The sequence below is a fragment of the Streptomyces sp. NBC_00988 genome, assembly GCF_045162645.1.
Classification (GTDB): Bacteria; Actinomycetota; Actinomycetes; order Streptomycetales; family Streptomycetaceae; genus Streptomyces.
On the sequence record NZ_CP108730.1, the window covers coordinates 9,292,726 to 9,314,524 of the forward strand.

Here is a 21,799-nt window from a genome sequence, read left to right on the forward strand (position 1 = left end):
GTGGCAGCCGGGGAGATACGTCAAATCCCTTTCCGTACGGCGGTGTTGACGTACCCCTCGCGTCGTGACTGACTGTGCGTACACCATGCACATCAGGTGAACCGACGGCACCACAATTGTGGAGGTGTGCCCTGCCGCCACTCCTCCGCTACCCGTCCGTGGACGAGTTGGCCGCCCAGGCCGCCGCGCTCGTCGCCCGCCGCCCCCAGGACGCCCGGCTGCGCCGCGTCGGGACCTCCCGTGCCGGCACGCCCCTGTGGCTGCTCTCCGTGGGCCACGGCAGCCGTCAGGCCCTCGTGGTCGCCGGACCGCACGCCAACGAGCCCGTGGGCGGCGCGACGGTGCTGCGGCTGGCCGAACGGGTCCTCGCCGACCCCCGGTTGAGTGAGGGCGCCGACGCCACCTGGAACCTGCTGCTGTGCCTCGACCCCGACGGCTCGCGCCGCAACGAGGGCTGGCTGCCCGGCCCATACAGCCTCGGCCGGTACTTCCGGAACTTCTTCCGGCCCGGTTTCCTGGAACAGCCCGAGTGGCTGCCCGACGGCGCGGCCGGGGCCCGACTCCCGGAAACGCGCGCCCTGTTGGAGATCCAGGACGAACTGCGGCCCTTCCTCCAGTGCTCCCTGCACGGCGTCGACGTGGGCGGAGGCTTCGTGGAGCTGACCCACGACCTCCCGGGCCTCGCCCGCCGCGTCGCCCACACCGCGACCCGCCTCGGCATCCCGCGCGAACTCGGCCCCTACGACACCCTGTACTGGCCGAGCCTCGGCCCCGCCGTCTACCGCATCCCGCCACCGCGGCCGGGGGATCTCGCCGCGGCCATCACCGAGGCCGCCGTCGAGTCCACCTGGTACCACCCGCACCGGCACGGCACGATCACGGCGGTCGTGGAGGCCCCGATGTGGGGCGTGATCGGCGTCGAGAACGGCGCACCGCCCGCCGACGCGGACGCGTTCCTCCGCACCGTGAGCCACACCCTGCGCCACGACAGCCGCATCCTGGAACAACTCCTCGCGCGGATACGGCCGTTCGTGCAGGGCGCGACGGAGGAGGGGACGGGCGTCGGGCTGCGGGACGCCTGGCCGCGGCCCCCCGCCGACCCGGTGGTACCGCCCGCGCGGGACACCGCCGAGACGCGTCCCCGCACCCTCGTCGTGTCCGACGCGGCGCGGCTGCTCGCCCCGGTCGACGACTATTTACTGGTGATCCCCGGGCTCGCCGACGCGTGGGATCCCGATGTCGACACCGGCGCCGCCCGCCCGCTGCCACCGCTCAACACCGCCCACCTGGCCGCCCTGCGCATCGCCGGGCGACGGTTGGCGCTGCGGACGGCGGGGCTGCTGTACCAGCTCGTGATCGCCTCCGGGCGCGATCAGGCCGGTGTGCTCCCGGAGTTGGACCGGCTGATCGACCAGTGGTGCGCCGACTACCGCGACGGCTGCGGCGCGCGCTGGATCTCGGTCGCGCGCCAGGTCGAGTACCAGTCGCGCGTGGTGCTCAGCGCGTTCGAACTGGCCGGGCGGCACGCGCCCGTGCGCTCCCGTTCGGGTGAGCAGGGGTGGGGTACGGAGACCGCGGTGCCGATGCACCGGGAATGACCTACACCTCGAAAGCGACCGTTCTCCGGAGTGCCCTGCTCCCGGCGGCACTTGTGCTCCTCGCCGCCGGACAGGCACCGGCCCAGGCGTCCGCTCCCCGCCACGGCGTCCAGGGCGACTGGCTCTACCTCACCGTCACCCGGGGCGACAGCCGTTCCAGTGACACGCGCGGGACGCTGCTCCTGTGCGACCCGCCCCAGGGGCACGCCCACGCGGCCGAGGCCTGTGCCGAACTGGGCGCTGCGGGCGGCGACATCGACGCCATCCCGGCCGAGGGCGTCATGTGCCCGATGATCTACGCCCCGGTGACCGCCCACGCGCACGGGGAGTGGAAGGGGCGTCCGGTCGACTACAGGAGGACGTTCTCCAACGGGTGCGCCATGGCGGCGCACACGGGAGAGGTCTTCGCGCTGGACACCTGAGGCGCGGGCAGGGCGGGCGGCGTCAGGCCGAGCGTTGGGCACGCACGCGTGGAGCGTCGCCGAATCCGCCCGCCTGCGCTCGCGCGTGCAGCGCCGCCGCCACGACCGTGCGGGACTGATGCTCGACCTGGTGCTCCAGGGGTACCCAGCGGGCCCGGAAGCGTTCCGCGAAGGCGTCGCTCCAGGTCGCCACGAGGTGTTCGAGCAGGGGCGCCGCGCGGTCGTCGGTCTCCCGCAGGACCCGCAGCAGCATCGCCGCGGCCCGCAACGGCAGCCGGCGGCCGAACGCGTCCACGCTGCCGACGTACGCCATCGTCGTGTCGGCGGGCCGTGTGTGCATCCAGTCCGCGGCCAGGCCGGGCACCAGCTCCAGGGCCCACTTCGCGGCCCGCAGCAGCGGTGTGTCGACGCCCTGGAGGCGCGGCAGCGCGTCGGCGAGCACCCACTCCACCTCCCGCGTGTCCCGCAGCAGGCGGCGCGCCAGCCGCCGTATCGCCGCCGCCGGGGCGGGATGCGGTGCCGGGTCGTCGACCAGGTCGCTGGCCCACATCGGCACCTCCACGACCGCGGTGAGGCCGCCGTAGCGGTGCGCGTGGTACCAGGTGCTGTGCCGGGCGTCGTCCGGCATGCTCGGGTACGCCACGTCCGAACCGGGCGCCGGCATCACATGCACCCCGGGCCCCGAGGCGGGCCAGCCCGCCGCGTCCGAGGCGCCCCTCTCCACCGGGATGTGCAGCTCGGCCGCCGACTTGGCGAACGGCTCGGCCAGCCCCGGTATGTCCTTCGTCAGCTGCACCCAGCTGCCGCCCAGATCGGTCCCGTGCAGGGTGACCTGGAGGTAGGGCCGCAGCTCGTCGATCACCCGGGTCAACGCCCGTGTCTCGGGCGGCAGTTGGTCCGGCGGCAGCACGGAGGGCGACCACTCCGGCTGCTCGGGCCCGGCCGGACGGTAGAAGCCCAGGTGGTAGTCGAGCAGGCTGCGCGGCGCCGGCGTGACATGCAGACTCGCCCCGTCCGGGTCGGCGCAGAGCAGGAAGTGCCAGGAGGTGTCCGACCTCAACTCCCTCTCCCGTACGACCCGTTCGGCCAGGGCGAGGAGAGTGGAGCCGCCGGTCGGCTCGTTGGCGTGGGCGCCCGCGACCACCAGGACGGCGCGGTGGGCGTGCCCCACGGACAGCAGCTGGAGTGGCCTGCCCGCGCGGGAGACGCCCACCTGCCGCAGAGCGCACAGGCCCGGCCGATGCGCGGCCAACGCCCTTGCGGACGAGACCAGTTCGGTCACACTGGGGTATCGCAACTCCGGCAGGAGACCCACCCCCGATTAGTCAGCCCCGGCTTCGCAACCGCAGTACTTCACGGGCTCTGTGAACTGTCAAGGAGATCGTGGGGGAGGCTACCGGGGGCGCCCAGGCGCATTTACCGGCAGCCGGTAGGGGCGTTGGTGCCAGCAGGGGGCCGGGGTTCCCCAGGGGGTTTCGCGAGCACTCGTGCCCACTCCCGGTGACGTCCCCGTCATGCACACGCGCGTACCCCCGCACCGGGAACACCGGCGTCGCCGTTCGTCACCGCACGCCCGCCGTCCGGCACGCACCCCGGGGTCGTACGCGGGTGCGAGCCGGTGGCCGGGACGGTCCTACGGCGTGCGGCCGGGCCGTGTACGCCGTAGGACCACGGGGTGCCTGCTTCACCCGTACGGCCGTACGGGGGCTGCGTCCCGCGCGGTGCGGTGGTCGGCTGGGGGCATCCGCGTGTGTGCGCATGGCGCGGAGGACCGGCCTCCGCCCCACGGCGCGGGGCGGAGCGACGACCACGGGAGCGGACGGCGGTGCTGTGTCTCACGGACGTGCTCGTCACGCAGACCGCGGGCACCCCGGCCCGTCCACCGGGCCCACCGAGCCTGCGGACGGCCGTACGGGACCCGTATCCGCTCTACCGCACCCTCCGCACGCACTACCCGCTCGTGTACGACGAGCCCTTCGGCGCCTGGCTCGTCAGCCGCTACGACGACGTCCGCGCCGCGCTCGCCGACCCGCGGCTCGTCACTCTGCCCGGCGATGGGCCGGCCGAAGCGGGCCGGCTCCTCGACCGGGCGCTGCGCGGGCCCGCGCTGGCCGCCCTGACCGCCGCCGTCGAACGCGGCGCCCATGTCCTCGCCCGTCGGCTGGCCGCGCGTGAAGAGGCCGACCTGGTGGCCGAGTTCTGCGACTGGCTGCCCACCGCGACGGTCGTGGCCGCGCTCGGACTGCCGTACGAGGAGACCGCGCGCGTGCACCGCTGGTGCCGTACGGGACTCGGCCGCTCCGGGGGCGGGTATTCCGAACTGGGCGCCTTCTTGCGCCCGTTGACGGCCCGGCGCCGCGCTCACCCGGGCGGTGACCTGCTGTCCGTCCTGTGCGCCGCGCGGACCGACGAGGCCGTCACGAAGCTGGTGGGCGCGCTGCTCGGCGCGGCCGGCGAGACCACCGTGCGGGCGCTCGCGTCGTTCCTCGCCAACCTCCTCGACCATCCGGGCCAGTTGGCGGTGCTCCGTGCCCGCCCCGAGCTCGCGGCCGGGGCCTGGGCGGAGTCCCTGCGCCGCGATCCGCCGCTGCACGTCGTGCTGCGCCGGGCCGTCGAACCCGTCGGCACGATCCCCACCGGGGCCACCGTCGCCTGCCTCCTCGGCGCCGCCGGCCGCGACCCGGAACGCTTCACCGACCCCGACCGCTACGACGCCTTCCGCCCCGACCCCGCCCCGCTCGCCCACGGCACCGGGCGCCACACCTCCTCCGACGCCCTCCTCGCCCGCCTCACGGCCGAACACGGTCTGCGGGCCCTGCTGACCGCCCTGCCGGGCCTCCGCCGCGCAGAGGGCGACCGGACGGCGCCTGAGGACCTGGTCCGGCGCTCGCCCAAGATCCTCAGGGTCCGCACCCGCTAGTGGCTCTCGCCCACCCGCTCCAACAGCACGACCGGCAGCTCCCGGAAAACGTCCTCCACGCGTGCGTGCCCCGTGAACTCCCGCTCCGGAGCCAGCACATCGGCCCACCGGCCCGGCGGCAGCGGCAGCACCGTGTCGCGCCAGCCGCCCGCCGCCGCGAGCCGCGCCGACAGCCGGGTCACCGCAGTGACCACGGCCTCCGAGCGCGTGAACGCCACGCAGTGCGCCGCTGCCGGGCCCTCCGCGGTCAGCGGGGCGTACGTCGCCGCGTCGCCGAAGACCTCGGGGCGGCGGGCGCGCAGCCGTAGCGCGGCGGCCGTCAGCGCGCCCTTGTCGCCGGGGTGCGGGGGCGGGAACGGTACGGGGCGCCGGTTGTCGGGGTCGACCAGGGCCCGGTACTCGGCCTCCGTGCCCTGGTAGAGGTCCGGTACGCCCGGCATCGTCAGCTGGACCAGGGCGGCGCCCAGCATGTTCGCCCGGATGTGCGGCTCCAGTGCCGTGCGCAACGCGGCCACGTGCTCGCCCGGTGCCCCGCACGGGCCCGCAGCGACGAACGCCGCCACCGCCTCCTCGTACGGCGGCTCCTGCTCCGTCCAGCTCGTGTACAGGCCCGCCTCGCGCACATGCTTCAGCAGGGCCTCCTGGACGCGCTCCGCGTCCGCCGGGCCGAGCCCGAACACCGTCTGCCAGGCCGCCCACGCCAGTTGCGCGTCCGGCACGCCCTCCCCGGTACGGGTCACCTCGGCCAGCACGTCCGCCCAGCGCTCCGGCACCTCGGTGAGAACGGCCAGCGCGGCCCGTACGTCGGCGCTGCGCTTGGTGTCGTGGGTGGACAGCACGGTGCCCATGGCGGGCCAGTCGCGCTGTACGCGCGCGCAGTACGCGTGGAAGTCCTCCGGGGACACCGCGGGGCTGCCCGGGTTCCCGCCCACCTCGGTCGCCGACAGCAGCGGCACATAGCGGTAGAACGCCGTGTCCTCCACGGACTTGGCCCGCAGCGCGGACGCGGTCTGCGCGAACCGCGTCCGGAACTCGACCTGGTCGGGCCCGTCCCCGTACCGCCCCAGCAGCAGCTCCCGTACGACGTCGACGGCGCCCGCCTCCTCCGGGACGACGAAGGCCTGCCGGGCCTCGGCGGCCGCCTCCTCGGTGACGACGGCGGCGGTGTCGCCCGAGGTGTACGGCCGGTACACCTCCAGGCGGACCAGCAGCTCCAGCAGCGCGGTCCGCAGCGCCCAGGGGGCCCGGTCGCGCAGCGCCGGTTCCGGGGACGTGGCGCACAGGTGGGCCGCGACCCGGGTCAGCCGGTCCATCTCGGCGACCAGCTCGTGCGTGAGCACCTTGTACGCCGCCCGCCGTACCGTCGCCTCCCACTGCCCGCCGCGGTCGGTCTGCGGGGCCGCGAACCTCCGGTACTGGCCCAGGAGTTCACCGGCGCCCGCCGGGTCCGTGAACAGCCCGTCGACCTGCCTCAGGGCGTCGTAGCCGGTGGTGCCCGCGACGGGCCAGGACGCCGGCAGGTGCTCCCCGTCCGCGAGGATCTTCTCCACGACCGTCCAGCGGCCCCCGGTCGCCTCGTGCAGCCGCGCGAGGTAGTCGTCGGGGTCGGCGAGGCCGTCGGGGTGGTCGACGCGCAGGCCGTCGACGACGCCCTCGCGCAGCAGCTGCAGCATCTTCGCGTGCGTGGCGTCGAAGACCTCCGGGTCCTCGACGCGCACCCCGATCAGCTCCGAGATGCTGAAGAAGCGCCGGTAGTTGAGCTCGGTACGGGCCAGCCGCCACCACACGGGGCGGTACCACTGCGCGTCCAGGAGCCGCGGCAGCGGCAGTTCCGCGGTGCCCTCCCGCAGCGGGAAGACGTGGTCGTAGTAGCGCAGGACGTCACCGTCGACCTCCAGGTGGTCGATCTCCGAACCGACCGGGCCGCCCAGCACCGGCAGCAGCACCTGCCCGCCCTGCGCCTCCCAGTCGATGTCGAACCAGCGCGCGTACGGCGACTTGGGGCCCTCCCGGAGGACCTCCCACAGGGCGTGGTTGTGGCGCGGGGCCATCGCCATGTGGTTAGGGACGATGTCCACCACGAGCCCGAGACCGTGCTCCCGCGCGGTGCGCGCGAGGGCCCGCAGGCCGTCCTCGCCGCCGAGTTCGTCCCGTACGCGCGCGTGGTCGACGACATCGTAGCCGTGCGTCGAACCCGGGACGGACTCCAGGACGGGGGACAGGTGCAGGTGCGAGACGCCGAGCGACGCCAGGTACGGCACGGCCGACGCCGCCGCCGCGAACGGGAACTCGGGCTGCAGCTGCAGCCGGTAGGTGGCCGTGGGCACTGCCGGGGCGGGTCGCTCAGGTGTCATGCAGACCTACGTACCCGCCCGGCCGTCTTTCGTGTCATCGGCTCCCGCATCCGGTCCGCTGATCGGCGGACCGGAGTGTCCGCCTAGGTGGGCCGTTGCAGCACCGTCATGCTGCGGTCCACCAGGGTCAGCCGGTCACCGGCCTTCACCTTGGCGCCCGTGCCCGCCGGTACGCCCTCAGGGCGGCCCGTGTCCACGATCACCTCCCACTGGCGGCCGTGATTGACCGGCACGACGAATTCCAGCGTCTCCGGGGAGGCGTTGAACATCATCAGGAAGGAGTCGTCGGCGATCCGCTCCCCGCGCTGACCGGGCTCCGAGATGGCGTTGCCGTTCAGGAACACCGACAGCGCGGACGCCTGCGCCGAGTCCCAGTCCCGCTGGGTCATCTCCTTGCCCTCCGGGGTGAACCAGGCGATGTCCGACAGCTCGTCGTGGGTGCCCTCCACGGGCCGCCCGTGGAAGAACCGCCGGCGCCGGAACACGGGATGCTCCTTGCGCAGCCACACCAACGCGCGCGTGAAGGCCAGCAGCTCCGACGAATCGGCGTCGTCCTCGGGCCACTTCACCCAGGCCAGCTCGCTGTCCTGGCAGTACGCGTTGTTGTTGCCCTTCTGAGTGCGCGCGAACTCATCCCCGTGGCTGACCATCGGCACACCCTGGGACAGCATCAGCGTGGCGAGGAAGTTGCGCTTCTGCCGCTCGCGCAGCTCCAGGACGGCCGGGTCGTCGGTGTCGCCCTCGGCCCCGCAGTTCCAGGACCGGTTGTGGCTCTCGCCGTCCCGGTTGTCCTCGCCGTTGGCCTGGTTGTACTTGTCGTTGTACGACACCAGGTCGTTCAGGGTGAACCCGTCGTGGCAGGTCACGAAGTTGATGGACGCCAGGGGGCGACGGCCGTCGTCCTGGTAGAGGTCGGACGAGCCGGTCAGCCGGGACGCGAACTCCGCGAGCGCGCGCCCCTCGCCCCGCCACATGTCCCGCACGGTGTCGCGGTACTTGCCGTTCCACTCGGTCCACAGGGGCGGGAAGTTGCCCACCTGGTAGCCGCCCTCGCCGACGTCCCAGGGCTCCGCGATCAGCTTCACCTGGGAGACCACCGGGTCCTGCTGCACCAGGTCGAAGAACGACGACAGCCGGTCCACCTCGTGGAACTGCCGTGCCAGGGTGGCCGCGAGGTCGAAGCGGAAGCCGTCGACGTGCATCTCGGTGACCCAGTAGCGCAGCGAGTCCATGATCAGCTGGAGCACGTGCGGGGACCGCATGAGCAGCGAGTTGCCCGTCCCCGTGGTGTCCATGTAGTAGCGGGGGTCCTCCGCCAGGCGGTAGTAGGAGGGGTTGTCGAGGCCCCTGAAGGACAGCGTCGGCCCCAGGTGGTTGCCCTCGGCGGTGTGGTTGTAGACGACGTCCAGGATGACCTCGATACCGGCCTCGTGCAGCGCCCGCACCGCCGACTTGAACTCCAGGACCTGCTGGCCGCGGTCGCCCCAGGAGGCGTACGCGTTGTGTGGGGCGAAGAAGCCGATCGTGTTGTAGCCCCAGTAGTTGTTCAGCCCCATGTCGACCAGCCGGTGGTCGTTCACGAACTGGTGCACCGGCATCAGCTCCAGGGCGGTCACCCCCAGCTGCACCAGGTGCTCGATGACCGCCGGATGCGCGAGCGCCGCGTACGTGCCGCGCAACTCCTCGGGCAGCCCAGGGTGTTGCATCGTCAGGCCCTTCACATGGGCCTCGTAGAGCACCGTCTCGTGGTATCCGTGCCGGGGCAGCCGGTCGTCGCCCCAGTCGAAGTACGGGTTGACCACGACCGACGTCATGGTGTGCGGCGCCGAGTCCAGGTCGTTGCGCTTGTCGGGTGCGTCGAAGTGGTAGCCGTACACCTCCTCGCCCCAGGCGATCGATCCGCTGACCGCCTTCGCGTACGGGTCGAGCAGCAGCTTCGCGGAGTTGCACCGCTGGCCGCGCTCGGGGGCGTACGGGCCGTGCGCGCGGAAGCCGTAGCGCTGTCCGGGCATGATGCCGGGCACGTACGCGTGCCGCACGAACGCGTCGCTCTCGCGCAGCTCCACCGCCGTCTCCGAGCCGTCGTCGTGCAGCAGACACAGCTCTACTCGGTCCGCGGCCTCCGTGAAGACCGCGAAGTTGGTGCCGGCGCCGTCGTACGTGGCACCGAGTGGATACGCCTCTCCAGGCCAGACCTGCATGGTCACGACTCTTTCAGCCGGGCCCCGCCACCGGGGCGCCTTGGCCATGAGTCTCCCCGAAAGTGAGGGAACCACCTATGACTTACATCCCTCTTACCAAATGACAAGTGGATACGGCGTATGCCGTATGCCGAATCAAGTGAGACAGACACCGCTCCCGACGGTCCGGGGAAGGGCCCAGGGGGAGTAGGGGGAAATGTGCGAAGCACAGTGCACCGCCACCTGGGCAAAGTGGTGGCGGGTACGGCCATAGCGGTGGCCGGGACCGCCGTGATGGTCGCCGTCACCCTGCCGGGCACGGCGGGGGCCGACGAGTCGGGGGGCACCGGAAAGGCTGCCGGGTCCGCGCAGCAGCAGGCTGCGGACGGGCTGGGCGCGGCACCCGGTGTTGTGCAACAGGCCCCGGCCGAGGGCGAGAAGGGCACGGGCCGCGACCCGCTCACCGACGACGAGACCAAGCGCGTCGAGCAGCTCGCGGTGAACCAGCAGTTCCTCAACTCCAGCGAGAACGTGGACGGAAAGCGCGGACCGCAGCGCCTCGACGTGCAACTGGCCGACCCCGAGACCAGCGAGCTGGACAACCCGAACGCACCGCGCCGCGCGGACGTGACGTTCTACGACTACAAGGACGACACGGTCGTCACCAAGACCGTCAACCTCGACAGCGGCAAGGTCGAACAGACCGACACCCAGCACGGAGTGCAGCCGCCGGCGAGCCACGCCGAGAACGTCGAGGCGGCCGAGCTGCTGCTCGCCAGCCCGCAGGGCGCGGGCCTGAAGGCCGACTACAAGGACGCCACCGGCAACGAACTCACCTCGCCCGACCAGCTGTTGCTGATGGCCATGGTCTACAAGGCCACGCCGGGACGGCAGTCCGGCGACCTCGACCAGTGCGGCGAGCACCGCTGCGTACGGCTGTTCCCGAAGGTGAAGAACGGGCCGTGGATCGACGCCCGTGACTTCGTCATCGACCTGAGCGCCCGCAAGGTCGGCAAGCTCACCGGCTGAACCGACCGCGCCCACCGCGCAGTTCCTCGTCCACTGTCCCAACTTGCTTCTCCTGTAAGGGAGTCACTTCTTCATGCGCGTCAACAGAATCAGCCGTGCCCGCAGGCGGGGGGCCGTCGGGCTCGCCCTCGCCACCCTGGCCGCCGGTGCCACGGCCGGCGCGGGACCGGCCGTCGCCCAGCCGAAGGCAGCCCCGGCCGCCGCCGCACCCGGCTGCAGCGCCGCCTACACCATCGAGCAGAAGCTCTCCACCGGCACCACCTGGCGGATGTGCTGGCACTACGAGCGCGAGGCCGGCCTCGTCCTGGAGAACATCTCCTACCAGCCGCCCGGCCAGGCCACGCCCATCAAGGTGCTCGCCGACGCGAAGCTCGCCCAGATCCACGTCCCGTACGACGACGGCTCGAACGAGTACAGCGACCTCACCCAGTACGGCTTCGGCACCGGCCTGATGAACATGGCGCCCGGCGAGTGCCCCGGCGGCACCATCAAGACCGTCAAGGTCCCCGACGCCCAGGACCCGGCCCACCCGAACGTCAAGGGCCTCTGTACGACGACCCGTTCACGCGGTCACGCCTTCCGCATGCAGGGCGACAGCGCCAACAAGGTCTTCCAGACCCAGGGCAAGGACTTCCTCGTCTACACGGTCAACCAGGTCGGCTGGTACGAGTACATCACCGAGTGGCGCTTCCAGGACGACGGCACCATCAACATGAACGTCGGTGCCACCGGCAGCCTTTCGCCCTACGACTACGACGCGGGCGACGGCCGCGGCTGGCCGCTCGGCAAGGGCGCCACGGCGTACGCGACGAGCCACCAGCACGACGTCTTCTGGAAGTTGGACTTCGCCCTCGACGGCTCCTCCAAGGGCCGCGTCGAGCAGTACGACTCCAAGGTCACCACGCACGGCGCCAACACCCCCACGAACAAGACCACGTTGACCAAGGTCACCAAGGAACTCGCAGGCGACGCCAAGAACATGCGCTGGTGGCGCATCGTCAGCGCGACCGGCAAGAACAAGGACAACCACGCCCGGTCCTACGAGATAGTCCCCGGCTCCTCCACCAAGTACCCGGGCCGCAGCTTCACCACGCACGACGTGTACTTCACCGAGTACAACAAGTGCGAGCAGTTCGCCAGCGACAACCTGCCCAACTGCGGTGCGGGGCACCCGAAGCAGGTCGACAAGTGGGTCAACGGACAGACCCTCACACACCCCGTGGTCTGGGTGAACGTCGGCTTCCACCACATCGCCCGTGACGAGGACCAGCAGCCGATGCCGGTCCACTGGCAGGGATTCTCCATCGCCCCGCGCGACGTCACCGCTATGAATCCGCTCACTCCGGCCGCGCTCGCGAACCAGAACGGCAATGTGCTCGGCGGAAGTTGAGAAACGACCCTGTCCATCCGGCTGCACCGCCGACCGGTCCCGGAGTACCCTTCCTTGATCGTTGAGACTGGGGAGAGCTCGGGGGAGCGGAAGGCGGTGCGCGGGTGGGCTCGGGAGGGCTGGAGTTGCCCCCTGGTGACGAGGGTCACGAGGGGAACTCCGCAGAAGTCCCGCCCGGCGCGGTGTCCCTGGCACGTCCGATGGACGCGGCTGGTTCCATCGGTCCGGAGCTGGACTGGGACGCCGACGCCTGGCGCGAGGTGCGTACGCGCGCCCAGCGAGCCGGCCGCGCCTACATCTGGCTGAACCTGGTCGAGCAGCGGCTGCGCGCCGTCGTGGCCGCCGTGCTGCGGCCCATCTACGAACCCGTCCACGGCGACGAGTGGGTGGTCGCCGCGGCCGGTCCGGCCGGCCAGGAGTGGGTGCAGCGCGCGGTCGCCGTACGCGAAGTCAGCCGCCGCAAGGGCTACTTGCTCGACCCGGCCGACGACAACGTCATCAGCTTCCTGACGCTGCCGCAGCTGCGCGAGCTGATGGTGCAGCACTGGCCGTGCTTCGAGCCGTACTTCGACGAGCGCCGCGACGTCGAACTCGCCCTGGACGAGCTGGAAGTGACCCGCAACGTCGTCTCCCGCAACCGGGCCCTGTCCGAGGCCGTCCTCAACCAGGCCGAGCGGGCCTCCGCGAAACTCCTGGAGACCCTCGGCGCCGGCAGCGACGTGCCCTCGGCGCGCAGGCTGCCCGTCGACGCGGTCGAGGAACTCATCGGCGACCGGTTCGCGGACGTGGTCGCCGTCCACCCCGACCGGGTGCGGCTGATGCGGCAGTTCCCGGCCGAGGACATCTTCGGCGGGGCCCGCCGGGTCGACGCCATCGGCATCGGTCTCAACCTGCTCGTGCAGAACTTCTCCGGCCGCCGGCTGGTCCGCCTCGCCGAGTCGGGCTGCCGGGTACGGCTGCTGTTCCTCAACCCCGCCTCCAGCGCGGTGAAGCGGCGCGAGCGTGAACTCGGCATCAAGCGGGGCGAGTTGAGCCGCGCCGTCGAGATGAACATCCTGCACATGCGGCGGGTGCGGTCCCGGCTGCGCGACCCGGCGGCCTTCGAGATCCAGGTCTTCGACGAGACGCCCCGCTTCACGGCGTACCTCGTCGACGGCGACGGCTCGGACGGCATAGCCGTCGTGCAGTCCTATCTGCGCCGCAGCCGCGGCATGGAGGCGCCGGTGCTGGTGCTGCGGAACGGCAGCCGACTGGTCAAGTCGGACGAAATGGATGACAGCGCACTTTTCCCCATCTACCGCGATGAGTTCGAGCAGATGTGGGCGGATTCGCGACCGGTGTCCTGACCTGTCCCAGGACCGGGGTCGGGATCAGGGTCCGCTCCGGCGGTAAGCGGAACGCGGTCATCGGATTGTCAGTGGCTCATGCGATCGTGGAGACCACTGGGGGAAAGCACCACCGAGAAGGGGGGCCGTCATGGCCTGGCACCAGGAGCTGCTCATCGGCTTCGACCTGGAGACGACGGGGACCGAGCCGCGCGAGGCGCGCATCGTCACGGGCGCGGTCATCGAGGTCAGGGGCGGACGGCCGATAGGCCGCCGGGAGTGGCTGGCCGATCCGGGCGTGGAGATCCCGGCGGACGCCGTCGCCGTGCACGGCATCACGAACGAGCGGGCCACCGCCGAGGGCCGCCCCGCCGACCAGGTCGCCGAGTCGATCGCGGACGTCCTCGTGACGTACTGGAAGACGGGCGTCCCCGTCGTCGCCTACAACGCGGCCTTCGACCTGACCCTGCTCTCCGCCGAGCTGCGCCGGCACGGACTGCCGTCCCTGCGCGACCGGTTGGGCGGCACCGACCCCGCCCCGGTCATCGACCCGTACACGATCGACCGCTCCGTCGACCGCTACCGCCGCGGCAAGCGCAACCTCGAAGCGGTCTGCCAGGAGTACGGCGTGGTCCTCGACGCCGCGCACGACGCCTCGGCCGACGCCCTCGCCGCCGCCCGCCTGGCCGGCGCGATAGCCGACCGCCACCCCAAGGTCGCCGCCCTCGGCCCGGCCGAGCTGCACCGCAGCCAGATCGAGTGGTACGCGGAATGGGCCGCCGACTTCCAGAGCTTCCTACGCCGCAAGGGCGACCAGGCCGCGGTGATCGACGGCACGTGGCCGCTGCGCGAGCTGGAGGACGAGACGGTCTGACCGGCGGCTTCTAAAGCGCTCCGCAAGGGGCGCGGGGCTGTGTCGATTTGCGGCTCCGCCGCGTGGGCGCGACCAGCCACAGCGGACCCGCAGTCGCCCAGAGACCGATCGGCCCCGATCAATAGGCGCTCAGAACGGATACCACCGCACCGTCTCGTCCCCGTCCCGCAGAGACGCCACCCGCCGCCGGAACTCGACAAGCGCCTCAGGGTTGCTCGGCGCATGCTGGGCGACCCAGGCGCAGCTGGCCGTCTCCCGGGCACCGCGGAGCACCCCGCAGCCGTCCCACTCGCGCACGTCCCAGCCGTAGGCCTCGGTGAACGAGTCGTAGGCGCGGGCCGGGAAGGCATACCGGTCGCGGGAAAGGGCCATCACCACCAGGTCGTGCTCGCGCAGATCGGCGGAGAAGGTCTCCAGGTCGACCAGGACCGGACCGTCCGGGCCGACATGCACATTGCGGGGCAGCGCGTCGCCGTGGATCGGCCCCCGCGGCAGATGCGGCGTGAGCGATGCCGCTGCTGCTGCGAAACCGTCCCGGCGCTCGCGCAGATACGCCGCGTCCGCCGGGTCGATCGCGTCACCGGCGAGACGCAGCCAGCGCTCCACACCGCCCAGCAGCTCGCGGGGCGGGAGGTCGAAGGAGGGGGAGGGGAGGGCGTGGACCACCCGTAGCAGTTCGGCCAAATCCCGGGGTTCGGCCGGGCGGACGGAATCGGCCAGCCGGTGCCACACGGTCACCGGGTGCCCCTCGACCAGGCGCGCCTTCGGCTCGGCGGCGCGCACCGCGGGGACGCCCGACTCGGCCAGCCACAGCGCGACATCCAGCTCGCGCCGGGCCCGGTCGAGGAGTTCGGCGGCACGGCCCACCTTGACGACCAGGTCACCGGCGGCGAACACCGCGTTCTCGCCGAGGGCGAGGAGCCGCGCGTCCCGCGCCGGGCCGGGCAGTACGTCCGCCGCGGCCAGTACGTCCCGGGCCCGTACCTCGTCCATCGTCCGCCTCCGAGTGGTCCCTGTGCGTGTGCGTACGGCGTCGGGTTCCCGCCATCCGACGGCCAGTGTCGCATTCGCACAGGTGGGACGGCATGCGAGGTGCCTTGACGAGACACGACGTGTTCACGACCATGACGGGGCCCGACCGGGCCGCGCAAAGGGGCTGATTCCATGACATCGGTGACGGGGGTATCGGTGACGGAGGTGCGGAGGCCGCCGGGCCGCGCGCGCAGCCGGGACCGGCAAGGGCGCGGCTCCGACCACGCGGCCTGGTTCCTGGTGTTACCCGCCCTGATCCCGATCCTCGTGCTCAGCGTCGGCCCCCTCCTCTACGGAATCCTGCTGGCCTTCACCGACTCCCAGTCGGGCCGCACCGCGCCCACCCAGTGGATCGGCGGGCTCAACTTCCGGGACCTGCTGCACGACACGCTGTTCTGGGAGTCGTTCCGGATCGGGCTGGTGTGGGCGGTCGGCGTGACCGTGCCGCAGTTCCTGCTCGCCCTCGGCCTCGCCCTGCTCCTCAACCAGGACCTACGGATGCGCTGGCTCGCCCGGGCGCTCGCGATCGTCCCGTGGGCGATGCCCGAGGTCGTCGTCGGCATCATGTGGCGGATCGTCTACAACCCGGACGCGGGCATCCTCAACGAGACCCTGCACGACCTCGGCATCGGCAACGGCCGCGACTGGCTCAGCAGCCTGACGACCGCGCTGCCCGCCGTGATCGTCGTAGGCGTCTGGGCCGGCATGCCCCAGACGACGGTCGCCCTGCTCGCCGGGCTGCAGAACACCCCGCGCGAACTCCACGAGGCGGCGGCCGTCGACGGCGCCGGAGCCTGGCGCCGCTTCCGCACGGTCACCTGGCCCGCCCTCAGACCGGTGGCGCTGGCGATCACGGCGCTCAACCTGATCTGGAACTTCAACTCGTTCGCCCTGGTCTACGTCCTGACCAACGGCGGACCCGGCGGCCGCACCCGGCTGCCCATGCTCTTCGCCTACGAAGAGGCCTTCCGCTACGGCCAGTTCGGCTACGCGGCGGCGATGGGATGCGTGATGGTCGCGGTGATCTCGGTGCTCCTCGCCGTCTTCCTCGTAGGCCGGTTGAGGGGAGGAGACGACTCATGAGGACCCGCGGCACTTCAGGGATGAGGACGAGTACCGGAGCCCGCGCCGGACAGTACACAGCCCTGCTCGCGTATCTCGTCTTCCTCGCCTTCCCCCTGCTCTGGCTGATCTCCACCGCCTTCAAGTCCCCGCGAGAGCTGGGCAGTCTGCACCCCACCTGGATCCCGAGGCACCCCACCCTCGCCAACTTCCGCCAGGCCTTCGACGAACAGCCGCTGCTGCACGCCGCGTTGAACTCCCTGCTCGCGGCGCTCGGGGCCGCGCTGATCGCCGTGGTGATCGCGACGCCGATGGCCTGGGTCATGGCCCGGCGCCGGACACTGCTCGCGCGGGCCGCGACCGGGTGGGTGGTGGTCAGCCAGGCGTTCCCGTTCGTGCTGGTGATCATCCCGCTGTTCCTGGTGCTGAAGAACCTGCGGCTGATCGACTCCCTGGCCGGGCTGGTGCTGGTCTACGTCGTGTGGTCGCTGCCGTTCGCGCTGTGGATGCTCGTCGGGTATGTACGAGCGGTGCCACCGGAGTTGGAGGAGGCGGCGGCGGTCGACGGCGCCGGGAAGCTCCGCACACTCGTGTCGGTGACAGCACCCCTCCTCGCGCCCGGGATCGTGGCGACCGCGCTGTTCGCGTTCGTCACCGCGTGGAACGAGTTCTTCTTCGCGCTGGTGCTCCTCAAGACCCCGGAGAAACAGACCCTGCCGGTCGTCCTCACCCACTTCATCGGCGCGGAGGGCGTCGCGGACCTCGGCCCGCTGGCCGCCGCCGCGTTCCTCGCGACCCTGCCCTCGCTGATCGTCTTCTCGCTGATCCAACGGCGGCTCACCGGCGGCATGTTGACCGGGGCGGTGAAGAGCTGATGCGAACGCGCTGGATCCTCGCCCTCGCCCTGACCCTGCTCCTCGCCGGCTGCACAGGCAGCGGAAGCAACTCCGCGGACGGCCGGATCACCCTCCGCTTCCAGTCCCTGGCCTGGCAGGACGAGTCCGTCACCGCCAACAAGGAACTGGTGAAGGAGTGGAACGCCACCCACCCGGACGTCAAGGTCGAGTACGTCCAGGGCAGTTGGGACAGCGTCCACGACCAACTGCTCACCTCCTTCGAGGGCGGTGAGGCACCGGACATCATCCACGACGCCTCCGACGACCTCGCGGACTTCGCCTACGGCGGCTACCTCGCCGACCTCCGGAACCTGCTGCCCGCCCGGCTCAAGTCCGAGATCCCGCAACGCAGTTGGGACACGACGACCTTCGGGGACGGCATCTACGGCGTGCCCTTCCTCCAGGAGCCACGGGTACTCATCGCCAACGCCACCTGGCTGAAGAAAGCGCGCGTACGCATCCCCACCCCCGAACACCCCTGGAGCTGGACCGAGTTCAGGGACATCACCCGACGGCTCAGCGGCGACGGCAAGTACGGCGTGGCCTGGCCGCTCAAGGAGCCGGTGTCCGCCACGCTCAACCTCTCGCTGTCTGCGGGCGGCGAACTCTTCCACCGGGGTAAGGACGGCAAGGTGACCGTCCGCTTCGACAAGGCCGACCAGGTCGTCCCCCGCACGATCCACGACCAGGCGAACGTGGACCACAGCGCCTCACCCACCACCCTCGGCAGCGGCGGCTCGGACACGCTCCCCGGCTTCTTCGGCGGCAAGTACGCGATGATCCCGCTCGGCTTCTCCTACCGCCAGCAGATCGTGCAGCAGGCACCCAAGGGCTTCGACTGGCAGGTCCTGCCCGCCCCGGCAGGCGCCGACGGCCTCACCCAGGGCGTCAGCCCACAGACCCTGTCCATCGCCGAGGACAGCCCGCACAAGAAGCAGGCCGCCGAGTTCATCGACTTCCTCCTCCAGCCCAAGAACATGGTCCGCCTGGCCCTCGGCGACTGGATGCTCCCCACCGGCACCCAGGCTCTGAAGGACCCCGCCCTGCACACCACCAAGGACGACTGGTCCACCGGGACCGCACTCGCCACCGACCTGGTCTCGGCACCCGCACAGTCCGTACGCGGCTACCCCGAGTGGAAGGACAAGGTGGCAACCCCGGCGTTCCAGGAGTACTACAGCGGAGCGATCACCCTCGCCGAACTACGCCAACGCCTGGAGAGGGACGGCAACTTGGTCCTGGCGAGATACCAACGCTGATCATGGTGACCCCCTTCTTTCCAAGAAAACTCCGTTGCCCCACCCCACCCGAGCCACCTAGCGTGCCTCACATGTCAGCCGCGAACGCGATCACGAACTCCGGTCTCGGCCGGAGCTGCACGTATGCGATCCGTATCCGCCGCAGCCCCGGTGCCTTGACCGGCCCGGGCGCACACGCCCGCTGACACTCCAGCCGACCCGCCACGCGCGTCCGCTCTTCCGGTCAAGGCCTTCGTCTGCCCGTATGCCCTTCACGGAAGACAAGGACCGCAGGCCATGGCCCGCCCCACCCACGTTTCCCGCGCGCTCTCGCAGAACTTCCTCGCCGACCGCGCCACCGCCGAATACGTCGCCCGCCTCGCCGTCCCGCAGGGACGACAGGCACCGCTCCTCCTCGAAGTAGGCGCGGGGAAAGGCGCGTTGACCGCGAAACTCGCACCCCGCTGCCACGAACTCCACGCCCACGAGATCGACCCCCGCCTCGTGCCGAAACTCCGCACCCGCTTCTCCACGACACCCCAAGTGCACGTGGTCGCCGGGGACTTCATGGACACCCGGCCCCCACGCACCCCGTTCGCCGTCGCCGGCAACGTGCCGTTCTCCCGCACCGCCGACATCGTCGACTGGTGCCTGCGTGCCCCCGCCCTCACCGACGCCACCCTGCTCACAACAACTCGAATACGCCCGCAAACGCACCGGGGACTACGGCAGTTGGACCCTGCTGACGGTCCGCACCTGGCCCCGGTACGAATGGCGGCTGGTCGGGCGGGTCGACCGGCGCCGGTTCAGCCCCGTGCCACGCGTCGACGCCGGGATCGTACGGATCGAGCGACGCCGGACCCCGCTGCTCGAACCGGCCGCGCTGCGCGACTGGCGGCACCTGGTCGAGCTGGGCTTCTCCGGGGTGGGCGGCTCGCTGCACGCCTCGCTGCGCCGGGCCCACCCGAGACGCCGCGTGGACGCCGCGTTCCGTGCGGCGAGCCTCGATCCACGCGTCCTGGTGGGGGAGGTGTCCCCGGACCACTGGCTACGGCTGCACGCGGCGCTGAAGATGTCGTAGGACATGGGTGAGGGCCTGTTGGTTCCCCCGGGATACCAACAGGCCCTCGATCAGGGGGAGTTACACGCGCACAGGCTCACCCTCGCCCGCCACCGTGGACGGAACCGGCTCCGGCGACTCGTCGTGCGTGAGGTCGGGGAGGCGGTGGAGCCACTTCGGGAAGTACCAGTTGCGCTCGCCGAGCAGGGCCATCACCGCGGGGAGCAGGACGCCCCGGATGACCGTGGCGTCGATGAGGACCGCGGCCGCGAGGCCGACGCCCATCTGCTTCATGGACTGCATGGACAGGGTGCCGAAGATCGCGAAGACGGCGACCATGATGACGGCGGCGCTGGTGACGACGCCCGCCGTGGTGACCACGCCGTGCTGGATCGCGTCCTGGGTCGAACGGCCGCGCAGCCGCGCCTCGCGGATACGGGAGACGACGAACACGTGGTAGTCCATCGACAGGCCGAACAGGATGACGAAGAGGAACAGCGGCAGCCAGGTGACGATCGCGCCGACGCCCTCCGCGCCCACCAGTGAGGCGCCCCAGCCGTGCTGGAAGACGGCGACGAGGATGCCGTAAGCGGCGCCCACGGAAAGGAGGTTGAGGACGATCGAGGTGATCGCGACCGTCAGTGAGCGGAACGAGAGCAGCATCAGCAGGAAGGCGAAGACCACGACGAACGCGAAGACCGGGACGACCGATCCGAGGAGCTGGTCGTTGAAGTCCTTCGATCCCGCGACGTTTCCGGTGATCGGGGCCTGGACGCCGTCGACCTTGCCGAGGGTGGCGGGCCGTACGACGTCGCGCAGTTTCTCCAGGCTCTTCGAGGCCTTGTCCTGGTCGGAGCCGCCGACGAGCGGGACGTAGACGAAGGCGACGTTCTGCGCGTCGTGCAGCTTGATGTCGACCGGGCCGCGCGAGGCACCCGAACTGACCGCCTGCGCCTTGAAGTCGGCCAACGCCTGCTTGACCTCAGGCGCGTTGATGTCCTTCGCCTTGACGATCACCTCGGCCGGGTCGGAGCCGCCCGGGAAGGCGTCGTTGACGCGGTTGTAAGTCCCCACGATCGGGAGGGAGTTGCCGAACTCCTGGTCCAGGGTGAGGTTCTCGGTCTTCATGCCGACCGCGGGTGCGGCGATCGCGAGCAGCGCGCCGGCCGCGACGAGGACCGAGACCAGAGGCTTGGCGAGGACGCCCTTGAGGACGGCGGTCCAGAACCGGCTCTCGCCGTTGCCCCGGCGGCCGCGCCGGCGCAGGAACGGGATGCGGCCCTTCTCGACCCGCTCGCCCAACAGCGAGAGCAGCGCGGGCAGTACGGTCACCGAGCCGACCATGGCGACCGCGACGACCATCAGCGAGGCCAGGCCCATCGCCTCGAACTCGGCGAGCCCGGTGAACAGCATGCCCGCCATCGCCACGCACACCGTGACACCGGAGACGATGATGGCGCGGCCACTGGTCGCGGCGGCGATCCGCAGCGCGGCCCCGGCGTCCCGGCCGGCCTCGCGCTCCTCGCGTTCACGGCGCAGATAGAACAGGCAGTAGTCGACGCCGACGGCCAACCCCACCAGCAGCATTACGGAGTTGGCGGTGTCGCTCATCGGCTGGACATGGCTGACGAGGCCCATCAGGCCCATCGTCGCCACGATCGCGGTGATGGCCAGCGCCACCGGCAGCAGCGCCGCCACCAGCGCGCCGAAGGCGATCAGCAGGATGCCGAAGGCGACGGGCACGGCGGAGTACTCGGCCTTCTTGAAGTCGTTGCCGAAGGCGTCCTTGTACTGCTTCGCCATGCTGGCGCTGCCGATCTCCTCGATCCGCAGCGAGCCGTGGTCCTTCTGCACCCCGGCGACGGCCTTCAGCACCGGCTCCACCCGGTCGCCGGCGGTGTCCGCGTCGCCGCGCATGTCGAACTGGACGAGCGCGCTCCGGCCGTCCTTCGAGATCGTCTTCGTGTCGTACGGCGAGGTCACGTCCGTGACCCGGCCGGTCCCCTCGACGGCCTTGACGACGGCGGTGACCGTGGAGCGGAACTCGCTGTCGGTGGACGTGACCGACGTGTCCTTCGACTGGATCAGGATGGTCTCGCCGGCCGGTTCCTTGATCCCGGCGTCGTCGATGATCGTGGCGGCGGTGTGCGTTTCGCCCTTCAGCTGGTCGCTCTCGTCGACGTCGACACGGCCCGCCGCCGAACCGATACCCATCGCCAGCACCACGAACAGCATCCAGATGCCGACCGCGGCCCATCGGTGCCGGGCGCTCCAGCCGCCGGCTCGGGCGGCGAGCCCCCGTACCCGCGAATCTCCGTTCCCCATGACGGGCTTGCCCCCTTGTGCACGGTGCCAGCCCCCTGCCGCCACCTCATGGTTCGAAGGTATGCGCGGAATAAGAACGTCCCCTCGTGCTGAC

General features: G+C 71.2%; 15 protein-coding genes and 1 pseudogene. 11 read left to right on the forward strand and 5 right to left on the reverse strand.

What is annotated here, in order from left to right:
* The first annotated feature begins 116 nt into the window (after positions 1-116).
* Complete coding sequence (locus tag OG496_RS42110; protein WP_405974601.1) at positions 117-1,598, forward strand: M14 family zinc carboxypeptidase; 1,482 nt, start codon at positions 117-119, stop codon at positions 1,596-1,598.
* Positions 1,595-2,020 (forward strand): SSI family serine proteinase inhibitor, encoded by a 426-nt coding sequence (locus tag OG496_RS42115; protein ID WP_405974602.1) that lies wholly within the window; start codon positions 1,595-1,597, stop codon positions 2,018-2,020. The genes OG496_RS42110 and OG496_RS42115 overlap by 4 nt, the downstream gene beginning before the upstream one ends.
* Before the next feature lie 22 nt (positions 2,021-2,042).
* On the opposite strand, the gene OG496_RS42120 is transcribed toward OG496_RS42115, so the two are convergent.
* Positions 2,043-3,335, reverse strand: coding sequence for a M14 family zinc carboxypeptidase (locus OG496_RS42120; protein WP_405974603.1), 1,293 nt, complete (start codon positions 3,333-3,335; stop codon positions 2,043-2,045).
* A 510-nt stretch (positions 3,336-3,845) separates the two neighbouring features.
* Between OG496_RS42120 and OG496_RS42125 the strand changes: the two genes are divergently transcribed.
* Entirely contained in the window at positions 3,846-4,940 is a 1,095-nt protein-coding gene (locus OG496_RS42125; RefSeq protein WP_405974604.1) for a cytochrome P450, read from the forward strand.
* On the opposite strand, the gene treY is transcribed toward OG496_RS42125, so the two are convergent.
* On the reverse strand, positions 4,937-7,294 hold the full coding sequence (gene treY / locus OG496_RS42130; protein WP_405974605.1) for a malto-oligosyltrehalose synthase: 2,358 nt from the start codon (positions 7,292-7,294) through the stop codon (positions 4,937-4,939). The genes OG496_RS42125 and treY overlap by 4 nt on opposite strands.
* Before the next feature lie 83 nt (positions 7,295-7,377).
* Positions 7,378-9,495: a glycogen debranching protein GlgX gene (gene glgX / locus OG496_RS42135; RefSeq protein ID WP_366493087.1), complete on the reverse strand. Its 2,118-nt coding sequence runs from the start codon at positions 9,493-9,495 to the stop codon at positions 7,378-7,380.
* Positions 9,496-9,693: 198 nt separating this feature from the next.
* On the opposite strand from glgX, the gene OG496_RS42140 reads away from it, so the two are divergent.
* From OG496_RS42140 to OG496_RS42155, 4 genes are all read left to right on the forward strand, one after another.
* Positions 9,694-10,503, forward strand: a complete 810-nt coding sequence (locus OG496_RS42140; RefSeq protein ID WP_399393379.1) for a Tat pathway signal sequence domain protein — start codon at positions 9,694-9,696, stop codon at positions 10,501-10,503.
* 73 nt (positions 10,504-10,576) lie between these two features.
* Positions 10,577-11,893, forward strand: coding sequence for a copper amine oxidase (locus OG496_RS42145; protein WP_405974606.1), 1,317 nt, complete (start codon positions 10,577-10,579; stop codon positions 11,891-11,893).
* Between the two features lie 104 nt (positions 11,894-11,997).
* Positions 11,998-13,239, forward strand: coding sequence for an SAV2148 family HEPN domain-containing protein (locus OG496_RS42150; protein ID WP_366493084.1), 1,242 nt, complete (start codon positions 11,998-12,000; stop codon positions 13,237-13,239).
* Between the two features lie 130 nt (positions 13,240-13,369).
* On the forward strand, positions 13,370-14,092 hold the full coding sequence (locus OG496_RS42155) for a 3'-5' exonuclease (RefSeq protein WP_366493083.1): 723 nt from the start codon (positions 13,370-13,372) through the stop codon (positions 14,090-14,092).
* A 129-nt stretch (positions 14,093-14,221) separates the two neighbouring features.
* Here OG496_RS42155 and OG496_RS42160 read toward each other — a convergent pair whose 3' ends face one another.
* The gene (locus tag OG496_RS42160) at positions 14,222-15,085 is read right to left on the reverse strand and encodes a phosphotransferase enzyme family protein (protein WP_405974607.1); all 864 of its coding nucleotides are present in this window, start codon (positions 15,083-15,085) and stop codon (positions 14,222-14,224) included.
* Positions 15,086-15,256: 171 nt separating this feature from the next.
* Here OG496_RS42160 and OG496_RS42165 point away from each other — a divergent pair, with 171 nt between their 5' ends.
* The 4 genes and pseudogenes from OG496_RS42165 to erm all read left to right on the forward strand — a co-directional run bounded on the left by OG496_RS42165 (position 15,257) and on the right by erm (position 19,401).
* A complete protein-coding gene (locus tag OG496_RS42165) occupies positions 15,257-16,207 on the forward strand; it encodes a carbohydrate ABC transporter permease (protein WP_405974608.1) in 951 nt (316 codons plus the stop codon).
* A 20-nt stretch (positions 16,208-16,227) separates the two neighbouring features.
* Complete coding sequence (locus OG496_RS42170; RefSeq protein ID WP_405974609.1) at positions 16,228-17,061, forward strand: carbohydrate ABC transporter permease; 834 nt, start codon at positions 16,228-16,230, stop codon at positions 17,059-17,061.
* Positions 17,061-18,341 (forward strand): ABC transporter substrate-binding protein, encoded by a 1,281-nt coding sequence (locus OG496_RS42175; protein ID WP_405974610.1) that lies wholly within the window; start codon positions 17,061-17,063, stop codon positions 18,339-18,341. The genes OG496_RS42170 and OG496_RS42175 overlap by 1 nt, the downstream gene beginning before the upstream one ends.
* Positions 18,342-18,617: 276 nt before the next feature.
* A pseudogene (gene erm / locus OG496_RS42180) lies at positions 18,618-19,401 on the forward strand (ErmE/ErmH/ErmO/ErmR family 23S rRNA (adenine(2058)-N(6))-methyltransferase).
* A 60-nt stretch (positions 19,402-19,461) separates the two neighbouring features.
* Here erm and OG496_RS42185 read toward each other — a convergent pair.
* Positions 19,462-21,705: an MMPL family transporter gene (locus OG496_RS42185; protein ID WP_405974611.1), complete on the reverse strand. Its 2,244-nt coding sequence runs from the start codon at positions 21,703-21,705 to the stop codon at positions 19,462-19,464.
* Between the last annotated feature and the right edge of the window lie 94 nt (positions 21,706-21,799).

Excerpts from the sequence above, each read along its gene's own strand:
- OG496_RS42175 (WP_405974610.1), top strand. The coding sequence starts at position 17,061 with ATGCGAACGCGCTGGATCCTCGCCCTCGCCCTGACCCTGCTCCTCGCC.
- OG496_RS42160 (WP_405974607.1), bottom strand. The coding sequence starts at position 15,085 with ATGGACGAGGTACGGGCCCGGGACGTACTGGCCGCGGCGGACGTACTG.
- OG496_RS42145 (WP_405974606.1), top strand. The coding sequence starts at position 10,577 with ATGCGCGTCAACAGAATCAGCCGTGCCCGCAGGCGGGGGGCCGTCGGG.
- OG496_RS42170 (WP_405974609.1), top strand. The coding sequence starts at position 16,228 with ATGAGGACGAGTACCGGAGCCCGCGCCGGACAGTACACAGCCCTGCTC.
- OG496_RS42185 (WP_405974611.1), bottom strand. The coding sequence starts at position 21,705 with ATGGGGAACGGAGATTCGCGGGTACGGGGGCTCGCCGCCCGAGCCGGC.
- treY (WP_405974605.1), bottom strand. The coding sequence starts at position 7,294 with ATGACACCTGAGCGACCCGCCCCGGCAGTGCCCACGGCCACCTACCGG.
- OG496_RS42115 (WP_405974602.1), top strand. The coding sequence starts at position 1,595 with ATGACCTACACCTCGAAAGCGACCGTTCTCCGGAGTGCCCTGCTCCCG.
- glgX (WP_366493087.1), bottom strand. The coding sequence starts at position 9,495 with ATGCAGGTCTGGCCTGGAGAGGCGTATCCACTCGGTGCCACGTACGAC.
- OG496_RS42165 (WP_405974608.1), top strand. The coding sequence starts at position 15,257 with ATGACATCGGTGACGGGGGTATCGGTGACGGAGGTGCGGAGGCCGCCG.
- OG496_RS42155 (WP_366493083.1), top strand. The coding sequence starts at position 13,370 with ATGGCCTGGCACCAGGAGCTGCTCATCGGCTTCGACCTGGAGACGACG.